Origin of the sequence: Thioclava sp. DLFJ5-1 (genome assembly GCF_002020115.1) — a bacterium.
Lineage (GTDB): Bacteria > Pseudomonadota > Alphaproteobacteria > Rhodobacterales > Rhodobacteraceae > Thioclava > Thioclava sediminum.
On record NZ_MPZU01000009.1, the window covers coordinates 73,324 to 88,434 of the forward strand.

20 protein-coding genes are annotated in these 15,111 nt (G+C 61.8%); 4 read left to right on the top strand and 16 right to left on the bottom strand.

Features of this window, described 5'->3' with window-relative positions:
• Window positions 1–6: 6 nt before the first annotated feature.
• Complete coding sequence (locus BMI86_RS20340; RefSeq protein WP_036745186.1) at window positions 7–492, top strand: DUF411 domain-containing protein; 486 nt, start codon at window positions 7–9, stop codon at window positions 490–492.
• A 35-nt stretch (window positions 493–527) separates the two neighbouring features.
• Here BMI86_RS20340 and BMI86_RS20345 read toward each other — a convergent pair whose 3' ends face one another.
• The 14 genes from BMI86_RS20345 to BMI86_RS20410 are packed head-to-tail and all read right to left on the bottom strand — an operon-like array spanning window position 528 to window position 11,835.
• Window positions 528–1,553 (bottom strand): type IV secretion system protein, encoded by a 1,026-nt coding sequence (locus BMI86_RS20345; protein WP_078542915.1) that lies wholly within the window; start codon window positions 1,551–1,553, stop codon window positions 528–530.
• Window positions 1,553–1,972, bottom strand: a complete 420-nt coding sequence (locus BMI86_RS20350; RefSeq protein WP_078542916.1) for a hypothetical protein — start codon at window positions 1,970–1,972, stop codon at window positions 1,553–1,555. Before BMI86_RS20350 ends, BMI86_RS20345 begins: the two co-directional genes overlap by 1 nt.
• A gap of 16 nt (window positions 1,973–1,988) precedes the next feature.
• Window positions 1,989–3,023, bottom strand: a complete 1,035-nt coding sequence (locus tag BMI86_RS20355; RefSeq protein WP_078542917.1) for an ATPase, T2SS/T4P/T4SS family — start codon at window positions 3,021–3,023, stop codon at window positions 1,989–1,991.
• Window position 3,024: 1 nt separating this feature from the next.
• Complete coding sequence (locus BMI86_RS20360) at window positions 3,025–4,350, bottom strand: TrbI/VirB10 family protein (RefSeq protein WP_078542918.1); 1,326 nt, start codon at window positions 4,348–4,350, stop codon at window positions 3,025–3,027.
• The gene (locus BMI86_RS20365; RefSeq protein WP_168173899.1) at window positions 4,347–5,048 is read right to left on the bottom strand and encodes a TrbG/VirB9 family P-type conjugative transfer protein; all 702 of its coding nucleotides are present in this window, start codon (window positions 5,046–5,048) and stop codon (window positions 4,347–4,349) included. Before BMI86_RS20365 ends, BMI86_RS20360 begins: the two co-directional genes overlap by 4 nt.
• Window positions 5,045–5,692: a type IV secretion system protein gene (locus tag BMI86_RS20370; RefSeq protein WP_078542919.1), complete on the bottom strand. Its 648-nt coding sequence runs from the start codon at window positions 5,690–5,692 to the stop codon at window positions 5,045–5,047. Before BMI86_RS20370 ends, BMI86_RS20365 begins: the two co-directional genes overlap by 4 nt.
• 14 nt (window positions 5,693–5,706) lie before the next feature.
• The gene (locus BMI86_RS20375; protein WP_066819054.1) at window positions 5,707–6,504 is read right to left on the bottom strand and encodes a type IV secretion system protein; all 798 of its coding nucleotides are present in this window, start codon (window positions 6,502–6,504) and stop codon (window positions 5,707–5,709) included.
• Window positions 6,501–7,667 (bottom strand): lytic transglycosylase domain-containing protein, encoded by a 1,167-nt coding sequence (locus BMI86_RS20380; RefSeq protein WP_078542920.1) that lies wholly within the window; start codon window positions 7,665–7,667, stop codon window positions 6,501–6,503. Before BMI86_RS20380 ends, BMI86_RS20375 begins: the two co-directional genes overlap by 4 nt.
• Before the next feature lie 4 nt (window positions 7,668–7,671).
• Entirely contained in the window at window positions 7,672–7,887 is a 216-nt protein-coding gene (locus BMI86_RS20385) for a hypothetical protein (RefSeq protein ID WP_078542921.1), read from the bottom strand.
• Window positions 7,884–10,268, bottom strand: coding sequence for a type IV secretion system protein B4 (locus BMI86_RS20390; RefSeq protein WP_078542922.1), 2,385 nt, complete (start codon window positions 10,266–10,268; stop codon window positions 7,884–7,886). The genes BMI86_RS20385 and BMI86_RS20390 overlap by 4 nt, the downstream gene beginning before the upstream one ends.
• The gene (locus BMI86_RS20395) at window positions 10,258–10,536 is read right to left on the bottom strand and encodes a VirB3 family type IV secretion system protein (RefSeq protein ID WP_009574151.1); all 279 of its coding nucleotides are present in this window, start codon (window positions 10,534–10,536) and stop codon (window positions 10,258–10,260) included. The genes BMI86_RS20390 and BMI86_RS20395 overlap by 11 nt, the downstream gene beginning before the upstream one ends.
• 21 nt (window positions 10,537–10,557) lie before the next feature.
• Window positions 10,558–10,872, bottom strand: coding sequence for a TrbC/VirB2 family protein (locus BMI86_RS20400; RefSeq protein WP_078542923.1), 315 nt, complete (start codon window positions 10,870–10,872; stop codon window positions 10,558–10,560).
• Window positions 10,869–11,552, bottom strand: coding sequence for a lytic transglycosylase domain-containing protein (locus BMI86_RS20405; protein WP_078542924.1), 684 nt, complete (start codon window positions 11,550–11,552; stop codon window positions 10,869–10,871). The genes BMI86_RS20400 and BMI86_RS20405 overlap by 4 nt, the downstream gene beginning before the upstream one ends.
• Complete coding sequence (locus BMI86_RS20410; RefSeq protein WP_010138156.1) at window positions 11,509–11,835, bottom strand: hypothetical protein; 327 nt, start codon at window positions 11,833–11,835, stop codon at window positions 11,509–11,511. Before BMI86_RS20410 ends, BMI86_RS20405 begins: the two co-directional genes overlap by 44 nt.
• Window positions 11,836–12,080: 245 nt before the next feature.
• On the opposite strand from BMI86_RS20410, the gene BMI86_RS20415 reads away from it, so the two are divergent.
• A complete protein-coding gene (locus BMI86_RS20415) occupies window positions 12,081–12,308 on the top strand; it encodes a hypothetical protein (protein ID WP_066819060.1) in 228 nt (75 codons plus the stop codon).
• 14 nt (window positions 12,309–12,322) lie between these two features.
• Here the strand turns inward: BMI86_RS20415 and BMI86_RS20420 are convergent, their stop codons facing one another.
• Together BMI86_RS20420 and BMI86_RS20425 are read right to left on the bottom strand one after the other, a co-directional pair.
• Window positions 12,323–12,643, bottom strand: coding sequence for a type II toxin-antitoxin system RelE/ParE family toxin (locus BMI86_RS20420; RefSeq protein WP_078542925.1), 321 nt, complete (start codon window positions 12,641–12,643; stop codon window positions 12,323–12,325).
• A 5-nt stretch (window positions 12,644–12,648) separates the two neighbouring features.
• A complete protein-coding gene (locus tag BMI86_RS20425; RefSeq protein ID WP_078542926.1) occupies window positions 12,649–12,891 on the bottom strand; it encodes a type II toxin-antitoxin system ParD family antitoxin in 243 nt (80 codons plus the stop codon).
• Between the two features lie 697 nt (window positions 12,892–13,588).
• On the opposite strand from BMI86_RS20425, the gene BMI86_RS20430 reads away from it, so the two are divergent.
• Window positions 13,589–14,017, top strand: coding sequence for a hypothetical protein (locus BMI86_RS20430; RefSeq protein ID WP_078542927.1), 429 nt, complete (start codon window positions 13,589–13,591; stop codon window positions 14,015–14,017).
• Between the two features lie 236 nt (window positions 14,018–14,253).
• Entirely contained in the window at window positions 14,254–15,096 is an 843-nt protein-coding gene (locus BMI86_RS20435; RefSeq protein ID WP_047998199.1) for a hypothetical protein, read from the top strand.
• The last annotated feature ends 15 nt before the right edge of the window (window positions 15,097–15,111 follow it).

Here is a 15,111-nt window from a genome sequence, read left to right on the forward strand (position 1 = left end):
AACGACATGACACAAGACACCCTCACCCGACGCGGCCTGCTGATCGGCAGCGCGGCCCTTCTTGCAGGGCTCCCCCAACTGTCGCTGGCGCAATCCGGAGGACCGTCGATACACGTCCTGAAGGACCCGAATTGCGGCTGCTGCTCGGCCTGGATCGAGATCCTGGAGGGTGATGGCTTCACCGTCACGACCGAGGCGAGCATGGGCACGATGCTGATGCGCTACAAGTCCGACAATGGCATCCCGCAAGAGATGGTCTCCTGTCACACCGGCCAAGTCGAGGGCTACATGATCGAGGGCCATGTGCCGGCCGCTGATATCCGGCGGCTGCTGGCCGAGCGTCCCAGCGCCGTGGGTCTGGCCGTTCCGGGCATGCCCTACGGTTCCCCCGGCATGGGGCCGGAGAGCGAACGCGAGGCTTACGACGTGTTCCTCATCCTTCATGACGGCAGCACCGAGGTGTACACGCGCTACGAGGCAGCAGGTCTCTAGCTGGATCATCAGCCGTTGCTCAGTCGCGCTGTGCTTCACCGCCCCAGCCTTTTCGCCCTCTCGGCCATCCTGACCACCTGCGCGCTCGCCGTCGCCGCTGCACTCCGCACAGCAGCGGGGGCCTGGACAGTCCCCCGCCCGATCGCCTCACCCGTCGTGAGCGCACCGATCCGCGCCCTGCCCTTCACGCCGTCGGTATTGAAGATCCCCCGCAGGATCCCGGTCGATCCCGCGACCACAGCGGGTGCCGCGGCCACCATCAGGTTCCCCGAGATCCCCCGCACGATCAGGGGCGTGGCCGCGACGAAGCCCTTCGCCAGGAACACCATCACGAAGAACGGCACCAGCGAGCCGATATTGGTTGCGGAGTTTGGGTCACCGAGCTGCGCTAACAGCGAATTCGCCATACCGACCACGGTCGAGAACATGGCGGCGATGACGATGGGGTAGAAGGCGTAGCTAATCGTCGTCGAGACCCATCTGTGGAAGAAATCCTTGGTTGCGTCGAAGAGCGACAGCGCGATCATGATAGGTGCGAGGCCCAGCATCAGGGTCAGCATCATCTTGGCGAAGATGAGGACGATCCCGGTCATGAAGCCAAGGAGGCTGAGGAGCACCAGGCCGATCCCACCCAGGATCGCGCCTGTCATCCAGTTCAGATTGCTGCCGATCGCGTTCAGATATGTCGCGAATCGCTCGATCAGGTTGTCGAACTCTCCCGCGAAATGGGTTGCGCCTGCGCCACCCCCGCCAACGGACGACACCAGCGCGCCCGCTACATAGTCAAGCCCACCAATGACGGCATTCGCAACCGCATTAAAGTTGGCCCAGTTGAAGGCGAAGAGGCCTATCAGTGTCAGCTTGATGAGATACCAGAAGAAGCTGGCCCCATCCATGCTGCGGAACTGGAATGCCATGTTGATGCAGACGCCGATCAGCGAAAGCGTGACCATCAGCAGGACGATCGTGCCGGTATTGCTGGCCACAGCCCCGAACTGAGACTCGGCAGCATCGACAAGGAAACCGTCAGCGGTTCCGACCATCCAGCTGACGACGCCCATTACCAGTTGCCCTGAGCTTCGCAGATTTCCTGAACTGCCAACCGTAGATCGTTCCGCTGCCTTCTGATGTCCCGCTGCGCGGTTGTGTGTTCCGCAGCCGAGTCCAGAAGGTGCTCTTCATCGAATTCCTCAGAGGCATCTTCCCAGGACGGGAAGCGGACATCGCAACCACAGTTGCCTGTCTTGACAATCTGTTCCCATGCCCGAAGTTCATAAAGGTCCATCAGCGTCAGCGCTTTGTAAGCTTCCCGCGGGTTGATTTCGTCCATCCAAGTCGGTCGCGCCGGGCGTTCGTTGCAGATCCGGTATTGTTGCGGCGACATATTGACTGTGAGATCGTTTGAGACCTGCGGCGAAGTCTGCGCCACAAGAGGGCCCGCCAAGGCGGCAAGCATGAGTGCGAGAATTAGTTTTCGCATCTGGGGGGTTCCTTTTTTACTCAGCGGCAACGGAGGGGCTCTTGTTGCCTCTGCCGTCGACCGTGTCGAGGTTCAAATCTGTGGTTTGACCCGGGAGGAAGAACTCGGTGATTCCGCGCGCGCCTTCATGGCGGCCTGCCTGAATGATCACGTCGATCGAGCCTTCGATGTAATCGATCATGTCGGCGTAGTTCATCGGCACATCCGTTTTCAGGGCGGCGATGGCGAGGCGGCGAACAGCAAGTTGTGGGGTCTCGGCATGCAGCGTGGTCAGCGATCCACCGTGGCCGGTGTTGATTGCCTCGAGAAACGTCATCGCCTCGCGCCCGCGGACTTCGCCTAGGACGATCCGGTCAGGTCGCATGCGAAGCGTTGAGGCCAAGAGCACATCGGCACTGCGGGCATCCGTGTCCCGGGCCGCGATCAACGTCACGACATTGGGCTGCTCGGGGCGCAGCTCGGCCGCCTCCTCGATGGTGATGATCCGCTCTTCGGGCGGGATCAGCGAAAGGATCTTGCGCGCCGCGACCGTCTTGCCGGTCGATGTACCGCCCGAGACGATCATGTTGAGCTTGTTCTCGACGCAAAACCGCAGCGCGGCGTCGATGTCGCCGGACCTCACCACATCGCGCAGCGCTGCGTTCCGTTCCCGGCGCAGACCCTCAAGGCTGCGTTCCTTGCCGAAAAGGAAACCGAGTTTGATCTTCTCAAGCGGCAGGGAGGAGAAGAACCGCAGCGATATGGAAAACCCGCCCTCGACTGCCGGCGGCTGGATCACCTGCGCGCGGATCGGGCGATCTCGATATAGGATCGAGACCGAGACGATAGGCTTCTTGGTGCTGAGCGTGGTCGAGGCGGCCGAGGCGATCTGGTTGCCGAGGTCCTTGATCTCGGTCTGGCTCAGCGGGCTGCCGAGACCTCGCATGAAGTGATCGCCCTGGAATTCGCCCCAGACTTGTCCGTCGGGATTGATGCAGATCTCGATCGTGTCGTCGCGCAGGACCCCGGGGCCGAAACGGTCGAGCGACGCTTCCAGATAACTTGCAGCCATGTCAGAAAATCTCGAGGTCACGATCGACCATGACCGTGATCCGTGTACCCTGATCGACATGTATCACTGGCCGGATCGCCAGATAGTCCTGCATCACGCTTTGCGCGCTATCGCGCAGGTCGGTGCCGACATCACTCGCAACATCGGCCGCCGCCTCGCTGTCGATTTGACCCGCTGCAGCCGCAGGCAGGGCGCCGATCAAGGAGATCAGCGCGGCGGAGCCGAAGCGTTGCGCGAAACGGGTGTCGACAAGCCCGGTGGTGCCAGTACGGCCGAGTTCGTCTCCACCGAAGGCGCTGATCTGCACGGTCTGATTGTCGGGTAAGATGATCCGGTCCCATGCCACCATGACGCGCGATTGGGCGAGTGCGACATCGGAGCGGTAGCGCCCGATCAGCCGCGCGCCGCGCGGGATCAGGATACGGGTTCCATCGAAAGAATGGACGTCTTCCGAGACGATGGCGCGGATCGCGCCGGGCAGTGTGCTGTCGAGAGCCGTCTCTGTCACAGCCTGAATCATGGTGCCCTGAACAACCATGTTCGATGGGTTCGCGATCACTTCGGCACGTGTCACCTGCGCAGGTTGTGCGCCCGAACGAACAAAGGCTTCATCTGCATTCAAACGTGCGGCTTCCAGCGTGTTCTCCCTATCCGCACCCGCGCCCATCCCGGAGAACGCGATCATAGGAGACGCGATACGCTCTGCGCGGGCCTCAGCTTCAGCAGCGCGCCGCCTTTCGAGTTCGGCCAGCCGCAATTCTTCTTCACTTGGTCCCAATGAGGTCGGCTCTGGTGGTGCAAGCCGTGCAAGTTCCAAGTCCATGCGGAGCTGATCCAATTCGCGGTCCCGCTCGGTCAGCTGCCGCTCGAGGGCACGCTGAGCCTCGGCGGATGCTTCCTGTAAGGTGGCAATTTGCGCCGTCAGGTCCGCAATAGCCTGCTCCGCCCCGCTATCTGCGGCCTCGGCCGGTCTTGCGCGCAGTTCCTCGAGTTCCGCTCTCAATGTCGCAAGACTTTCCATCAGCGCGAGTTCAGACTCGCTCGGACCTGTGTCCGCAGGGGGGGCTTGGCTGGGCTCCGGGGTAGAAATCGGCGCCAGATCTCCGAATCCGGGGCCGTTGCTCTGAAACTCTTCCGGCGCGGCGGTCGCCATTGGTGCTTCTGCCGACGGCTGTAGCGCAGCCCACGCCAGACCACCTGCTGCCGCGATGCCGACGACCCCAAGGATCGCGGCAAGCGGCGCAGGCCGCTTGTTGGCCTTCGCTTTGCCAGTCGAGCCTTCGAGAGCCGCGAGGCGCGCGGCGAGGTCTTCCGTACCTTCGGTCATGATGTGGCCTGTCCTGCGTCCTGGACGCAAACCACCTCTTCGCCAAGGCGAAGGACCCATTGTCGGTTGACGCCGGACACGCGAATGACGCCGTCACTCAAGGCCTGGCTGTTGACCGCGCGTTCCCTGCCGTTCGAATATCGGAAGATGGCGGGCACCGGCGCGTTCCGTGAAAACCGGAAATACGTAAAGGTACCATCATCCCAGATGGCCGTCGGCGTGAACTCTTCTCGGGCACTGACCGCATAGTTCGCGTTCGGCGCATCGGCCGCAACCGCCCTGGTGGGTTGCACGCGGTTTTCAGGATAGCGGAACTGCACGACATAATGCGGCGTCTCCCGGGCTTCGACGACGTGGAAGTAGTAGGAGCGGCGGTTGGTGTAGACGGTGATGTTGGTGGCGACGCCAGATGCTGTTGGCTTGATGGCGAAGGCACGGCCACCCGGGACACCGTCGAATTGAAATCCGACCGTATCGCCGGCGATGATCGAACGGATGGTTTCACCCTCACCGAATTCGACTGTGGTGACGCGGGTCAGAGTCGTGACGACACGGTAAACCTGGCCTTCAGTCCAGGTCGCGACGCGCACGCGGTTGTCATGAGAACCTGGGCGGGGCGTGGTCTCGGCCAAGGCAGTCGATCCCGCGAACGTGAGAAAACTGGCGGCCAACAAGGTAAAGATTGGAGTGCTAGTCATTCGGAACGGTCCGATCGGATGGCATATTGGGTGACGGTGAAACCGAAAGGGTTTTGCCAGACATCGTCGATCGCGCGGGTCCGCTCGGGCCGGAATTCGAACATCAACGTGGCAGTGAACGATCCATCCTGTACCCCTTGCGGGCTTGTCAGGCGCTTTCTGAGCCGCACCTGGGCGCGGTTCTCGCCAATAAGGGTGATCGATGCGATCTCAACGGCCATCTCGGCCGCAGCCCCGTATCGCGTCGGCGGATAGTTCTCCTGACCCGATGTCCATATCGCGCGCATGCTGGCCTCGGCCGACCCGGAAGACTGTGCCAGGACACGGCGGACACGAAGATCGTTGTCGAGCTGGTTGTAGGTTTCGCGGTCGAGAATGTAGCGGTAGATTTGCGCTTCGATCACGGCAGGGCGTTCGGCGAGCGACACGGTTTCAACCGTGGCATTGGGGAGCGCCATCCCGGTCGCGGGATCGTAGGGCACAACCACGGGAGGCGGCGTCTCGACCATCAGCGCGACAGCCGCAGCTGTCAAACAGCCGAATACACCAAAGCCTGCTCCAGAAATGCCGATCATCCGCCAAAGCTGTTCCCGGCGCAGGGCACCGTAGACAAGTTCCTCTTCCACGAGTTCGCGCGCAGTCATCACCCCTGCCCTACTCATGGCTCAAGGTCCGGCAAGGTGAAGTCCATGTAACGGCGCTCTTCGGCGACGGTGGCAGCGTCAACCACGCCTGCATTGCCTGCGCCTAGGGTTTGGATCGCTTCCAGCTCCCACATCCGGGTCATGGCGATGGCAAGTTCCGCCGTGACGCGTGTGTTATGATCCATCGAGGCTTTGAGATCTTCCATGTCCGGGATCATCTCTACCAGACGTTCCACCCGCTCGAGAGACTGTTCCGCCTCTGCGTGGCTGTTCTGCGCCGCCGCCGACATCACAGCACCTGTGGTTGCCCGCGTGGCCACGCCTTCGGCGCCCGGATTGCCGCTGGTGGCGATCTCGCGGAGTGAATCCTCGTCGAACCCGGCGCTTGCCAGCGCCTGTTCCATCTGCGTGCGCATGGGCCCCGCATTGGGCCCGATGAGAGCGCTCCAATCGCCCGCCTGGATGCCTCGGATCAGGCCGGGGATGTCTTCGAAATTGGCCTGCAGGAGGTCGTCGAGGTCGCCGCCCATGGCAAGCCCGAGGATGCTGCGCGGCCCGGTAAGCGAGGCATACATCTCGTTCAGCTGATCGAGCTGGCCTTGCAACGTCTCGAGTTGCGCCAGCGCATTGTCCAGAAGATCCGTCTGGATCCCGAAATCCTGCAGCATCTGCTGAAGCTGACGGATTTCCTGGGCAATGTTCTGAGTGTCCACCGTGGGCACACCCTGTGCCGCGACAGGTCCGGTGACATTGAGGGCAAGCGCGAGAGCGATGCTACCGGCGAAAAGGGAACGGGGCAGGCGCAGGTTCAACGCAAATCCTCCTGACTGAAATCCATGAATTGTCGCTCGGCAGCTTGCGCTGCCGCCAAGGCGATTTGCTCGGCGCTGAGTGGCTCGGTTCGGGCGGCCTTGATCCGGGTCCGGATTGCGACCAGCCGGGCCAGTTCGGCCCGGGCATAGGTGTTGAGCGCGATGGCCTCGTGCAGATCCTCGGTCTCACCAATGCGGGTGATGATGTCCTGAACCCGCAGGGCGGCGGCACGGACCGAGACCAGCGAATAGTCGCCATAGACGCCTGCGCCGTGGGCCGAGAGGCTGAAACTCGCGTTGGCGAGGAGCACAGGGTCGATGGTGCCGAGCGCGTCGATGCCGCCTACGGCCGCGAGGTAGCTGTTGTACTGCTGCGGGATCACCACGACATAATGCTGGGTTTCCGCGAAGGGTGGCACACCGCCATAATCCTGCACATTGCCCGGCCCGGCGTTATAGGCGGCGAGCGCATGGATAATGTTGCCATCGAACATGTTCAGCATTTGTGCGAGGTATCGCGCACCGCCGGTGACCTGCAGATAGGGATCGTCGTAATAGGCCGGGTAGATCCCGAGATCACCCGCGGTACCGGGCATGATCTGGGTAAGTCCGAAGGCCCCCACGGGTGAGCGTGCCCCGATCTGGAAACGGCTTTCCTGCCAGATCAGCGCCTGCAAGAGACAGCGCCATTGCACGAGCGAAAGACCTGCGCGGCCGACCCCGGACAGACTATGGGTGTCGCGTGCTGCGCGGATGATCAGCTCCTCGATCCCCTCCCGGGCATCGCCGAACATTCGCGCGGCCGATGGATTGGTGTCCTCGGGCGCATAAAGACTGGCGGCCGCGCTTTCGACGTCGTCAACCGCCCCCTGCCCCGCCTCGAGCCCGGCCACGGTGCTTGCCACATCGCCGGAGCCGAGGGACGTGGCATCCATCAACCCTTCGAGGGAGGCGAGTTGCTGACGCTCGATCTCGGTCAGTTCCTCCTCGCGGCTTAGCCGGTCCTGCTGCAGTGCCAGGTCACGATCGGTCTGCTCAAGGATGGCCTGCCGCTCCGCGAAGAGGCGCAGGTCGAAGGTCGGCACGCCCTGGGCGATCGCTGGCCCCGCCGTGGGACCTGCCAGCGCAAAACCGATCATCGAGAGAGGAAGCCAGCTCCGCATGGGCTTAGCCGCTCGCCCCCAAGAGGACGAAATCGCAGGCCGTGTCGCGGCGCGTGACCTCCGCCCCCATGGTCGAGATCGTGGCGGTGGCGGTTCCTGCATGCGCAGGAGCCTCGCGAAAATTGAAGCAGTTGGCTTGCGGGGGGTTATGCTGTGCACAGGCTGTCAGGGTCAGGCCGAGCCCGAGCAGCACGACGCTGCGAATGATGAAACGGGTCATGTCACTCTCCAGAAATCAGGACGTTCGCGATAATCAGCGCCGACAAGTGCTTCGCCCTTCTCCATTCCGCCAAGGATGGTCACGAGCGGGCCGAGCGCGCTGAGATCGGCATCGATCACGACGGAACCACGGTCGTCGCGTACAAGCGCGAGCCGCGAGGCCGAGCCGACGCCCAGAAACACGTCGAGCTCTTTCTCGGTCAGGCCGAGCATCGCGTAGTCAGCGGCGGAAGCACGAATATTGGGCAAGAGCACCTGCGTCGGCACCGCTTCCACGATGGTCTTGCCGGTGCGCGTGCGCTCGAGCTGGCTGGCATATTGCGTCATCATCACGACGACGGCGTTCTGCTTGCGGGCGGTCACCAGCCAGTTGCTGAGTCGCTCCGCAAAGTAGGCGTTGTCGAGGGCTTTCCATGCCTCGTCGATGACGATGATGGTGGGCTTGCGGTCCTCGATCACCCGCTCGACCCGGCGGAAGAGGTAGGACAGGACCGCCATGCGTTCCCGCTCGCTCTCGGAATCGAGGATGCCGGTGAGGTCAAAGCCCGCGACGTCTCCATCGATGCTGAAACTGTCCTCGGCATTGGCCCCGAAGATCCAGCCGTAGCGACCCTCGGCCGTCCATTCCTGCATACGCTCGAAGAGATCGCCCTCGTCATCGGTCGAGACCAGCAGCGAGGCGAAATCCGACCAGTTCCGTAGGCCCGCATGTCCTGCGCTCGCGTTCTGGCGTACGACCTCCTGCAGTCGGTTGGTCTGCACCGGGGTCAGAGGCCGATCGCGGCGCTCGAGGAGGCTTGCAAGCCAGTCGGCAAGCCAGGCCTGGCCCCGCACGTCGATCTCGGTCTGGAGCGGATTGAGGCCGGTGGGGCGCCCCGCCCGCACGGTCGAATAGCTGCCGCCGAGCGCGCGGACGGCCATCTCCATCCCCGCGCGATAGTCGAATACGAAGACCCGCGCACCTGCCCGCCGTGCCATGGTCATCAGGAAAGCCGCCAGGACGGATTTGCCGGAGCCGGGACGGCCGAGGATCAGCGTGTGCCCACCTGTGGGCTCGCGATCTGGCGCGCCCTGTTCGTGGAAGTTGAAGCGAAAACCGCTGCGCTCGGGTGTCGGAAAGAGCGTGATCGGCACGCCCCAGGGGACTTCCCGCCCTGTCTTTCCGAGCGGGGTGCGGTGGAAGGTAGCGAGATCGGCGAAGTTGTGGTTCGTGATTGCGGCCTTGCGGCTGCGCGCCCCTGTGTTCCCGGGATGCTGCGCCATGAAATGCGCCCGTGCCCCGAAGGCTTCCGAGATCAGGTTGATGCCGGAGGTGGCGGAGATGTTGCGGATCTCGGCCGCGATGTCGTCAAGCGCCGTCTGGGTGCGGGCATAGACGGCCACGGTCATGTGGTGCTCGCCGAAGATCAGGCGTTTGGATTCCAGATCGTCCTGCGCGAGTTCCAGTTCCTGGGCGAGACTGACGGCTCCGTCATTGGCGGCCTGCATTAGCCGCAGCTGCCGCTTGATCCGGCCCGCCATGATGTTGGCGTTGATCGGCACAAAAGAGTGCGTGACCACCATGTCGACGGGCAGATTCAACTCGTCGAGCATCAGGCTATCGGTCTTGGCGGGGTAGTTCTTCACCGCAAAGATCGCCCCGAGCTTGTCGCCGACGGCACCGTCCGAGAGTGCGATGGTCGTGCCGCGGAAGGTGACGCGGGTATTTGCGACGTCCTCGGCGATCACACCGAGGCGCGACCGGGGGAAGAGCGGGTGCTCCTCGCCTGTGTTGAGTGAACCGAGGAAGCCCAGAAGCTCGCCGCTGCTGGCGGCCAGCAGGCGGGGCTTCAACTCGTCGAAGGAGGACAGCAGAAACCCCACGACCTCGTCGAGTTTTCGCAAGCGCCGGGTTGTGTCCGCCGCATGTCGGGCGCGGGACGCGCCCAGACCGAAGGGCAAGCGGCTGCCGGTCTCCGGGCGCTTCAACACCGTCAGGGTCAGCGTCTTGTCGCGCAAGCCCGCGCGGCCGAGATGCGCGTGCCATCGTTTGTCGATGGCGGCAGAAAACCCCTCGCCCGGAATGGGCGGCAGGGTCACGTCGACCGCTTTCGAGACCTTGTGCAGGTAGAATGAGAACTCGGTCCCGACCTGCGCGACGATGCCAGCCAGCAACCCTCCGATCCGGTCGAGATGCCCGTCCTCGCTCGTGGTGCTGTTCACCCCTTCGAGGCGGATGCACTGCATCAGTTCGTTGCCGCGTGTCCGGATCGTTCGGTCGTTCACGAGGCTCACATAAGGCAGCATCATTGAGAGCCGCTTCTCGCCCTTGACCCATGCGGGTAGCGCGGTCAGCGGATCGATGGCGTTCTCAACCTCATCGGCAATTCCATCACGGGGCATAGCTGTCGCCTCCGTGCAGCTTGCGGTTCGTCGTGGGCGGGGTTTCCTGCAGGGTGATCACCAGGACATCGAGGAAGTTCGGATCCCAGTCTGCGGCCTTCCAGAGCGCCGGCCAGGCCAGCCCCGCGAACACAGCCACCACCCAGCTCTGCACCCAGAGGAACAGAAGCGTCGAGCCGAAGAGCCAGACCATGGCGTACATGATCGGCAAGCCCATCAGCTTGGGTGGCCTGAGAAGGCCGATGAACACGCGGGACTGGTCAGCCATGGCCAAGAACTCCGGGATTGCTCAGGTGGTCCAGATGGCGGCGACGATGGTGGGTGCTGCGGCGATGCCGGCGATTGCAACCACGACCCAGAGAGCCTGACGAAAGTCGAGGATGCCAAAGAGCCAGGAAAGGAACACCCCGATCAGCGCAAGCGTTCCGATCACGATTCCCAAGGGGCCGGTGATCGCATCGACAATTCCTTGAAGCAGGGTCTGTACCGGCGAGAGGTCGATGCTCTGTGCAAGCGCTGGACCCGCCAGCACGATAAGGGCCATCGCGCCGAACGCGGCGATCGCCCGCGTGCGGAGCACGCTTGGACGTTTCCTCGATGTCATAAAAGATCTCCTCTGAGCCGCTCAAACACGGCGGTCACACGGGCCACATGCCCTTGGGTTTCTCGAAAAGGGGGGATGCCGCCGTGGCGTGTGACCGCCTCAGGGCCAGCGTTGTAGGCCGCAAGGGCCAGAGAGCCTTCGCCGAACTGGTCGAGCATCATCAGCAAGTAGCGGGCTGATCCGTCGAGGTTCTGCGCAATGTCATGTGGGTCCACGCCGAGGTCGCGGGCGGTATCCGGCATAAGCTGGCCAAGGCCTATGGCACCGACAGGGCTACGTGCAGCCGGATTGTATGCGCTCTCGACTTCGATATTGGCCCGGTAAAGGAGCGCCCAATCAGTGACTGAAAGCCCTGCGCGACGCAGCGCACCATGCCCGGCATACCGCAGAGCCGTGGTCTCGATTGCATGGAGGATTTCTGGGGTGGCGCGGGCGGCGGATCGGGCCGGGATCGCTGTCTCGCTCGTTGCGTCGGGAACGCGAGGTTCTGCGAAGAGAAAAAGGCGCCTGTTTGCCTCTTGAGAAGAGGAAATCAATTGGCCGTCGGGGCCAACCGAAAAGATGAAACCGTCGGCCAGGGCCGGGGGCGCTGAACAAACGCCTGTACCCAAAGCAACGACGAGCGCAGTCGCGCGGTCAGCTGCCTTTGACCGGAGGCGCGGCGTGGCGCTCGCGGCCACCTTCTTCAAGTGGGATGCTAGCGGTCGTACAGCCCATGTCGGCCAGGAAACTGACAAGGCCAACGATGGTTTTGAAGTCGCGGAGCTTGAGGACGCTTCGGCTGGTGACGAGCATCTTATCGTCACGCCCATCAGTGGCGACGGCGCGGATGACCCACGAGCCGTACCAGCTGTTATGGCGCTTCTCCGCTCGCTCCTTGCAGACCACCTCAATGAGGTAGCCCTCGGCGAGCAAGCCGCGCAGTCCGTCTTCTGTAACCACATTCGGGGCTTCTTCTATCATGGCCTTCCCTTGGGTCCTTGTTCTGCCTGGGTGCAGTATCGGGCCCACGGGGTCGCAACACCGTGAGCGATACAAAACAACATTAATGATAGCAAGACAATAATAACGTGTTGACGAAGTTCGCCTTGCTCCGATAACGGTGATAGCCGACAGAAGGATAATCTTAAAGGCGGCAAAGGAGTTTTGCCCTGCGCTTGTTTATTGCGCGCAACGCACCGTTGCTGTTCGCGCTCCTGCTTGGAAGCATGCCGGTAGCCGCGGCTGCGGATTGCGTGCCTCCCGAACGACCGTTCTTGCCTCAGTCGCGAGAAGACATTCGTGCCTATGCCGATCTGCTGCGTTCTGATTTCGAGGGCTACATTGCCGACATTCAGGAATACTTCCGCTGTCTTGATGCCGAGCGCCAACGCGCGTTTCAGGAGGCGCGCGAGGTCAGTGAAGACTATGGAAGACTGGTCGAGCTATTGGACTGAGCAAACGCATGGGCTTAACCGCCGTCGAGCTCCTCGTAGTAGACGAGCGCGGGCATGTTGCGGCGCTGATGCACGATGCGCAGGATGACTGCCGCGCCATCCGCCGCATCGAGCCGCTTGTAGAAGATCACGTGACGCTGGCAATTGACGGACCGCATCCCCGGGACAAAGAGACTCCTGTCCCGGCCCGCGTCGGGATCCCCAGTGATCCGCTCGAAGGCGGTGACCAACTGGCGGTAATAGACGAGCCATTGGTCCCTGCCCCAGGTCTCGACGGTGTAGGTGCGTATCTCTTCGAGGTCGGACTTGGCCTGTCCGGAAAGCCGAATCGTCATGCGGGTCAGCGATCAAACGCATCCGGTTCGAAGGCACGGGCATCGAACTCGGCGAAGTCCCCATCTTCGGCCAAGGTGGCTGCCATCTCGAGATCGGCCTTGAGGGCATAGAACTGCCGCGCGCCATCCTTCTCCATCAGCATCCTTACGCCGGCGCGCACGACTTCGCTCAGATTGGCGTAGGCGCCAGACTCGATCTGCGCCTGCACATATTTCTGCATCGGTTCAGTCAGGTGGACGTTTGGCATCAGACTCTCCTATCCATGCTCAATCGTAGCAGATACTGACATAAATATTCAACCTCATGCTCGATCCCACTTAGGCCCCAAAATAGGCTCGCTGCCCCCTTCCGTCCTTCTGCCCCGGAGTCCAGCCGGAGAACCGGGCTCGACAGTTTTCCGACACTGCCCTTCCCGGGACCATGGGCGCTGCGACACGCCGTTTGACGGGCTCATCCGGTTTGTTCTTCCGTGACCGCTTACATGGCCGCATTGGAACGCTTCATTTGCATTTAGTAACAAGTGTTTGTTTGGCAATGGACGTGAAAGGAGGCCGCAATTTTGGCCGCTTTCAAGACACCACAAGAGCCCAAACCGGCGTCAGATCTTGGAAGCCGGTAAGCGACAAAAGCGAACAATCGCATGTCACCATCAATCAAATCTCCTTGCTATCATTAATGTTGTTTCGGATCGCTACACCATTATAGATGGAGTCGGCATCATGAAGCACGTGATCCACGGCGTGGCAACAGCCACGGCAATAAGCATATCCGGACTAATGGCCTCGTCCGGTCCGGCTCAGGCCTATCAGGTGGACTGTGCAATCCTCCTCTGCCTTGCGGGGGGCTGGCCTGCCTCCGCGCCCTGCGCGCATGCTAGAGCGGTCTTCATTCGGCGGATCACACCATGGCCAATCGAGCCGCCCTTGCAAATTTGGCGGTGTCCGATGGGTGTGTCGTTCAACGATCCCAACCCGATGTCGCCCATGGAACGCCTTTATGAGATCACGTTCCGCGATCCGCCCGAACCGCAGGAATTGACTCCGATACCGCTTGTCCGCGTCCAAGCGGATGAACAAGCCGACATCGACATCTCAGGCGACGCCTTTGATTTCGTGCGCAGCATTCGCGTTTATCACATCCAGTACCGCCAGCATGAAAACCGAGATGGTGACTGCAATCGCAGTGATTCCACGCGATTGGGGTCCTACGGCGTGCAAGGCGATTACCGATGGACAAGATCCGACGTGAGCCAAGTGCCGACCGCATCCGGCCTGAGCATCCCGAATGGATGCGGCAGCTACTTCTACCGCTCCGTCTTCGTCGACTGGTGTGATCACGCCGGGAACTATGGTTCTGAAGAAGTTCGCTACTGACAAAATCTGCGCGCGGTTTTGCCGCGCGCGTCCTCACAACCCCGCACGGGAGGCTGTGCAAAACCCCTGAAAAGGAGACGACGCCAGACCGTGAAGCCTGACGCCGTGCTAGAAAACTCCGTGAACAAGAGTTTCCTAGCGCACCGCTAAAACACCTGCAACCAGCAAAGTTGTTTTGCTGGCAAGAATGTTGTTGTCTCACGACGTGGCGTCGGATCTCCAAGGAGACCTCGACCATGGAACCTACGACCGGCCTGATCCTGAGACGGATCACGCAGACAAATCTCTCTGTTGCTGCGCACAAGCTTGCCACCCTCATCCTCGATGCCATCGCCTGGAAGGATGGCTACAACGGTTTGTCGCGCGGAACGGCAGCCTTCACCCTCTCTGCCCTAGCGGAGAAGATGGGTGTCTCAAGACAATATCTTTCGGTTCTTTTGAGCGAACTTGAGACGTCGGAGTTGCAGCTTGAGCGGGCGAAGCCGAATGGCAAGTTCGCGCCCTGGATCTTTCGGTTTTCCGCCTTCGACGAAGAGAGTGAAACCCATGATCTCGTGTCAGGTGAAGGCGACACATCACTATCTAGAAATATTAATAACAAAACTATCTTCTCAGGGCTGATCGATATCACCGCGAGTTCGAACGTTTTCCAGACCAGTTGGGCAGAGCTCATCAAAGCGGCGAAGGCCACGTTGCCCTGCTGGAACATCGACACCCAGGTCATCTGGGATCGCTTCCTCGCCTTCAACCGATCCCGAGGCAACGGCAGGGTGCCGGCCGGCTTCCTGCTTGGCTTCATGCGCCGGTGGCGAAATTCGTCGGGAACTCAATCTCGTCCCGCGGTCAAGCCGCCCGCGAGACCAATAACGGACCCCAAAGAGCGCGAATTGCTGAGACAGATGCAAGCCGCACCTACTGCGAACCGCCAGTTCCACGCGTCCGACTTGTGTCGCTTGATCGGACACGCTGCCTACGAGGCGCGGGTACTCGATGTAATCCGCAGGTTTGGGTGCCAGAGGTTTTCAGCAACTTTGGCGGTGCACGGACGAGCGGTGTTGGCAGGGGAAATTTCTAGGTGAATGCAGCAAGCTTCT

Coding starts and splice junctions, on each gene's coding strand:
- BMI86_RS20340 (WP_036745186.1), top strand. CDS start 7: ATGACACAAGACACCCTCACCCGACGCGGCCTGCTGATCGGCAGCGCG.
- BMI86_RS20345 (WP_078542915.1), bottom strand. CDS start 1,553: ATGGGCGTCGTCAGCTGGATGGTCGGAACCGCTGACGGTTTCCTTGTC.
- BMI86_RS20350 (WP_078542916.1), bottom strand. CDS start 1,972: ATGCGAAAACTAATTCTCGCACTCATGCTTGCCGCCTTGGCGGGCCCT.
- BMI86_RS20355 (WP_078542917.1), bottom strand. CDS start 3,023: ATGGCTGCAAGTTATCTGGAAGCGTCGCTCGACCGTTTCGGCCCCGGG.
- BMI86_RS20360 (WP_078542918.1), bottom strand. CDS start 4,350: ATGACCGAAGGTACGGAAGACCTCGCCGCGCGCCTCGCGGCTCTCGAA.
- BMI86_RS20365 (WP_168173899.1), bottom strand. CDS start 5,048: ATGACTAGCACTCCAATCTTTACCTTGTTGGCCGCCAGTTTTCTCACG.
- BMI86_RS20370 (WP_078542919.1), bottom strand. CDS start 5,692: ATGACTGCGCGCGAACTCGTGGAAGAGGAACTTGTCTACGGTGCCCTG.
- BMI86_RS20380 (WP_078542920.1), bottom strand. CDS start 7,667: ATGCGGAGCTGGCTTCCTCTCTCGATGATCGGTTTTGCGCTGGCAGGT.
- BMI86_RS20385 (WP_078542921.1), bottom strand. CDS start 7,887: ATGACCCGTTTCATCATTCGCAGCGTCGTGCTGCTCGGGCTCGGCCTG.
- BMI86_RS20390 (WP_078542922.1), bottom strand. CDS start 10,268: ATGCCCCGTGATGGAATTGCCGATGAGGTTGAGAACGCCATCGATCCG.
- BMI86_RS20395 (WP_009574151.1), bottom strand. CDS start 10,536: ATGGCTGACCAGTCCCGCGTGTTCATCGGCCTTCTCAGGCCACCCAAG.
- BMI86_RS20400 (WP_078542923.1), bottom strand. CDS start 10,872: ATGACATCGAGGAAACGTCCAAGCGTGCTCCGCACGCGGGCGATCGCC.
- BMI86_RS20410 (WP_010138156.1), bottom strand. CDS start 11,835: ATGATAGAAGAAGCCCCGAATGTGGTTACAGAAGACGGACTGCGCGGC.
- BMI86_RS20415 (WP_066819060.1), top strand. CDS start 12,081: ATGCCGGTAGCCGCGGCTGCGGATTGCGTGCCTCCCGAACGACCGTTC.
- BMI86_RS20420 (WP_078542925.1), bottom strand. CDS start 12,643: ATGACGATTCGGCTTTCCGGACAGGCCAAGTCCGACCTCGAAGAGATA.
- BMI86_RS20425 (WP_078542926.1), bottom strand. CDS start 12,891: ATGCCAAACGTCCACCTGACTGAACCGATGCAGAAATATGTGCAGGCG.
- BMI86_RS20430 (WP_078542927.1), top strand. CDS start 13,589: ATGGGTGTGTCGTTCAACGATCCCAACCCGATGTCGCCCATGGAACGC.
- BMI86_RS20435 (WP_047998199.1), top strand. CDS start 14,254: ATGGAACCTACGACCGGCCTGATCCTGAGACGGATCACGCAGACAAAT.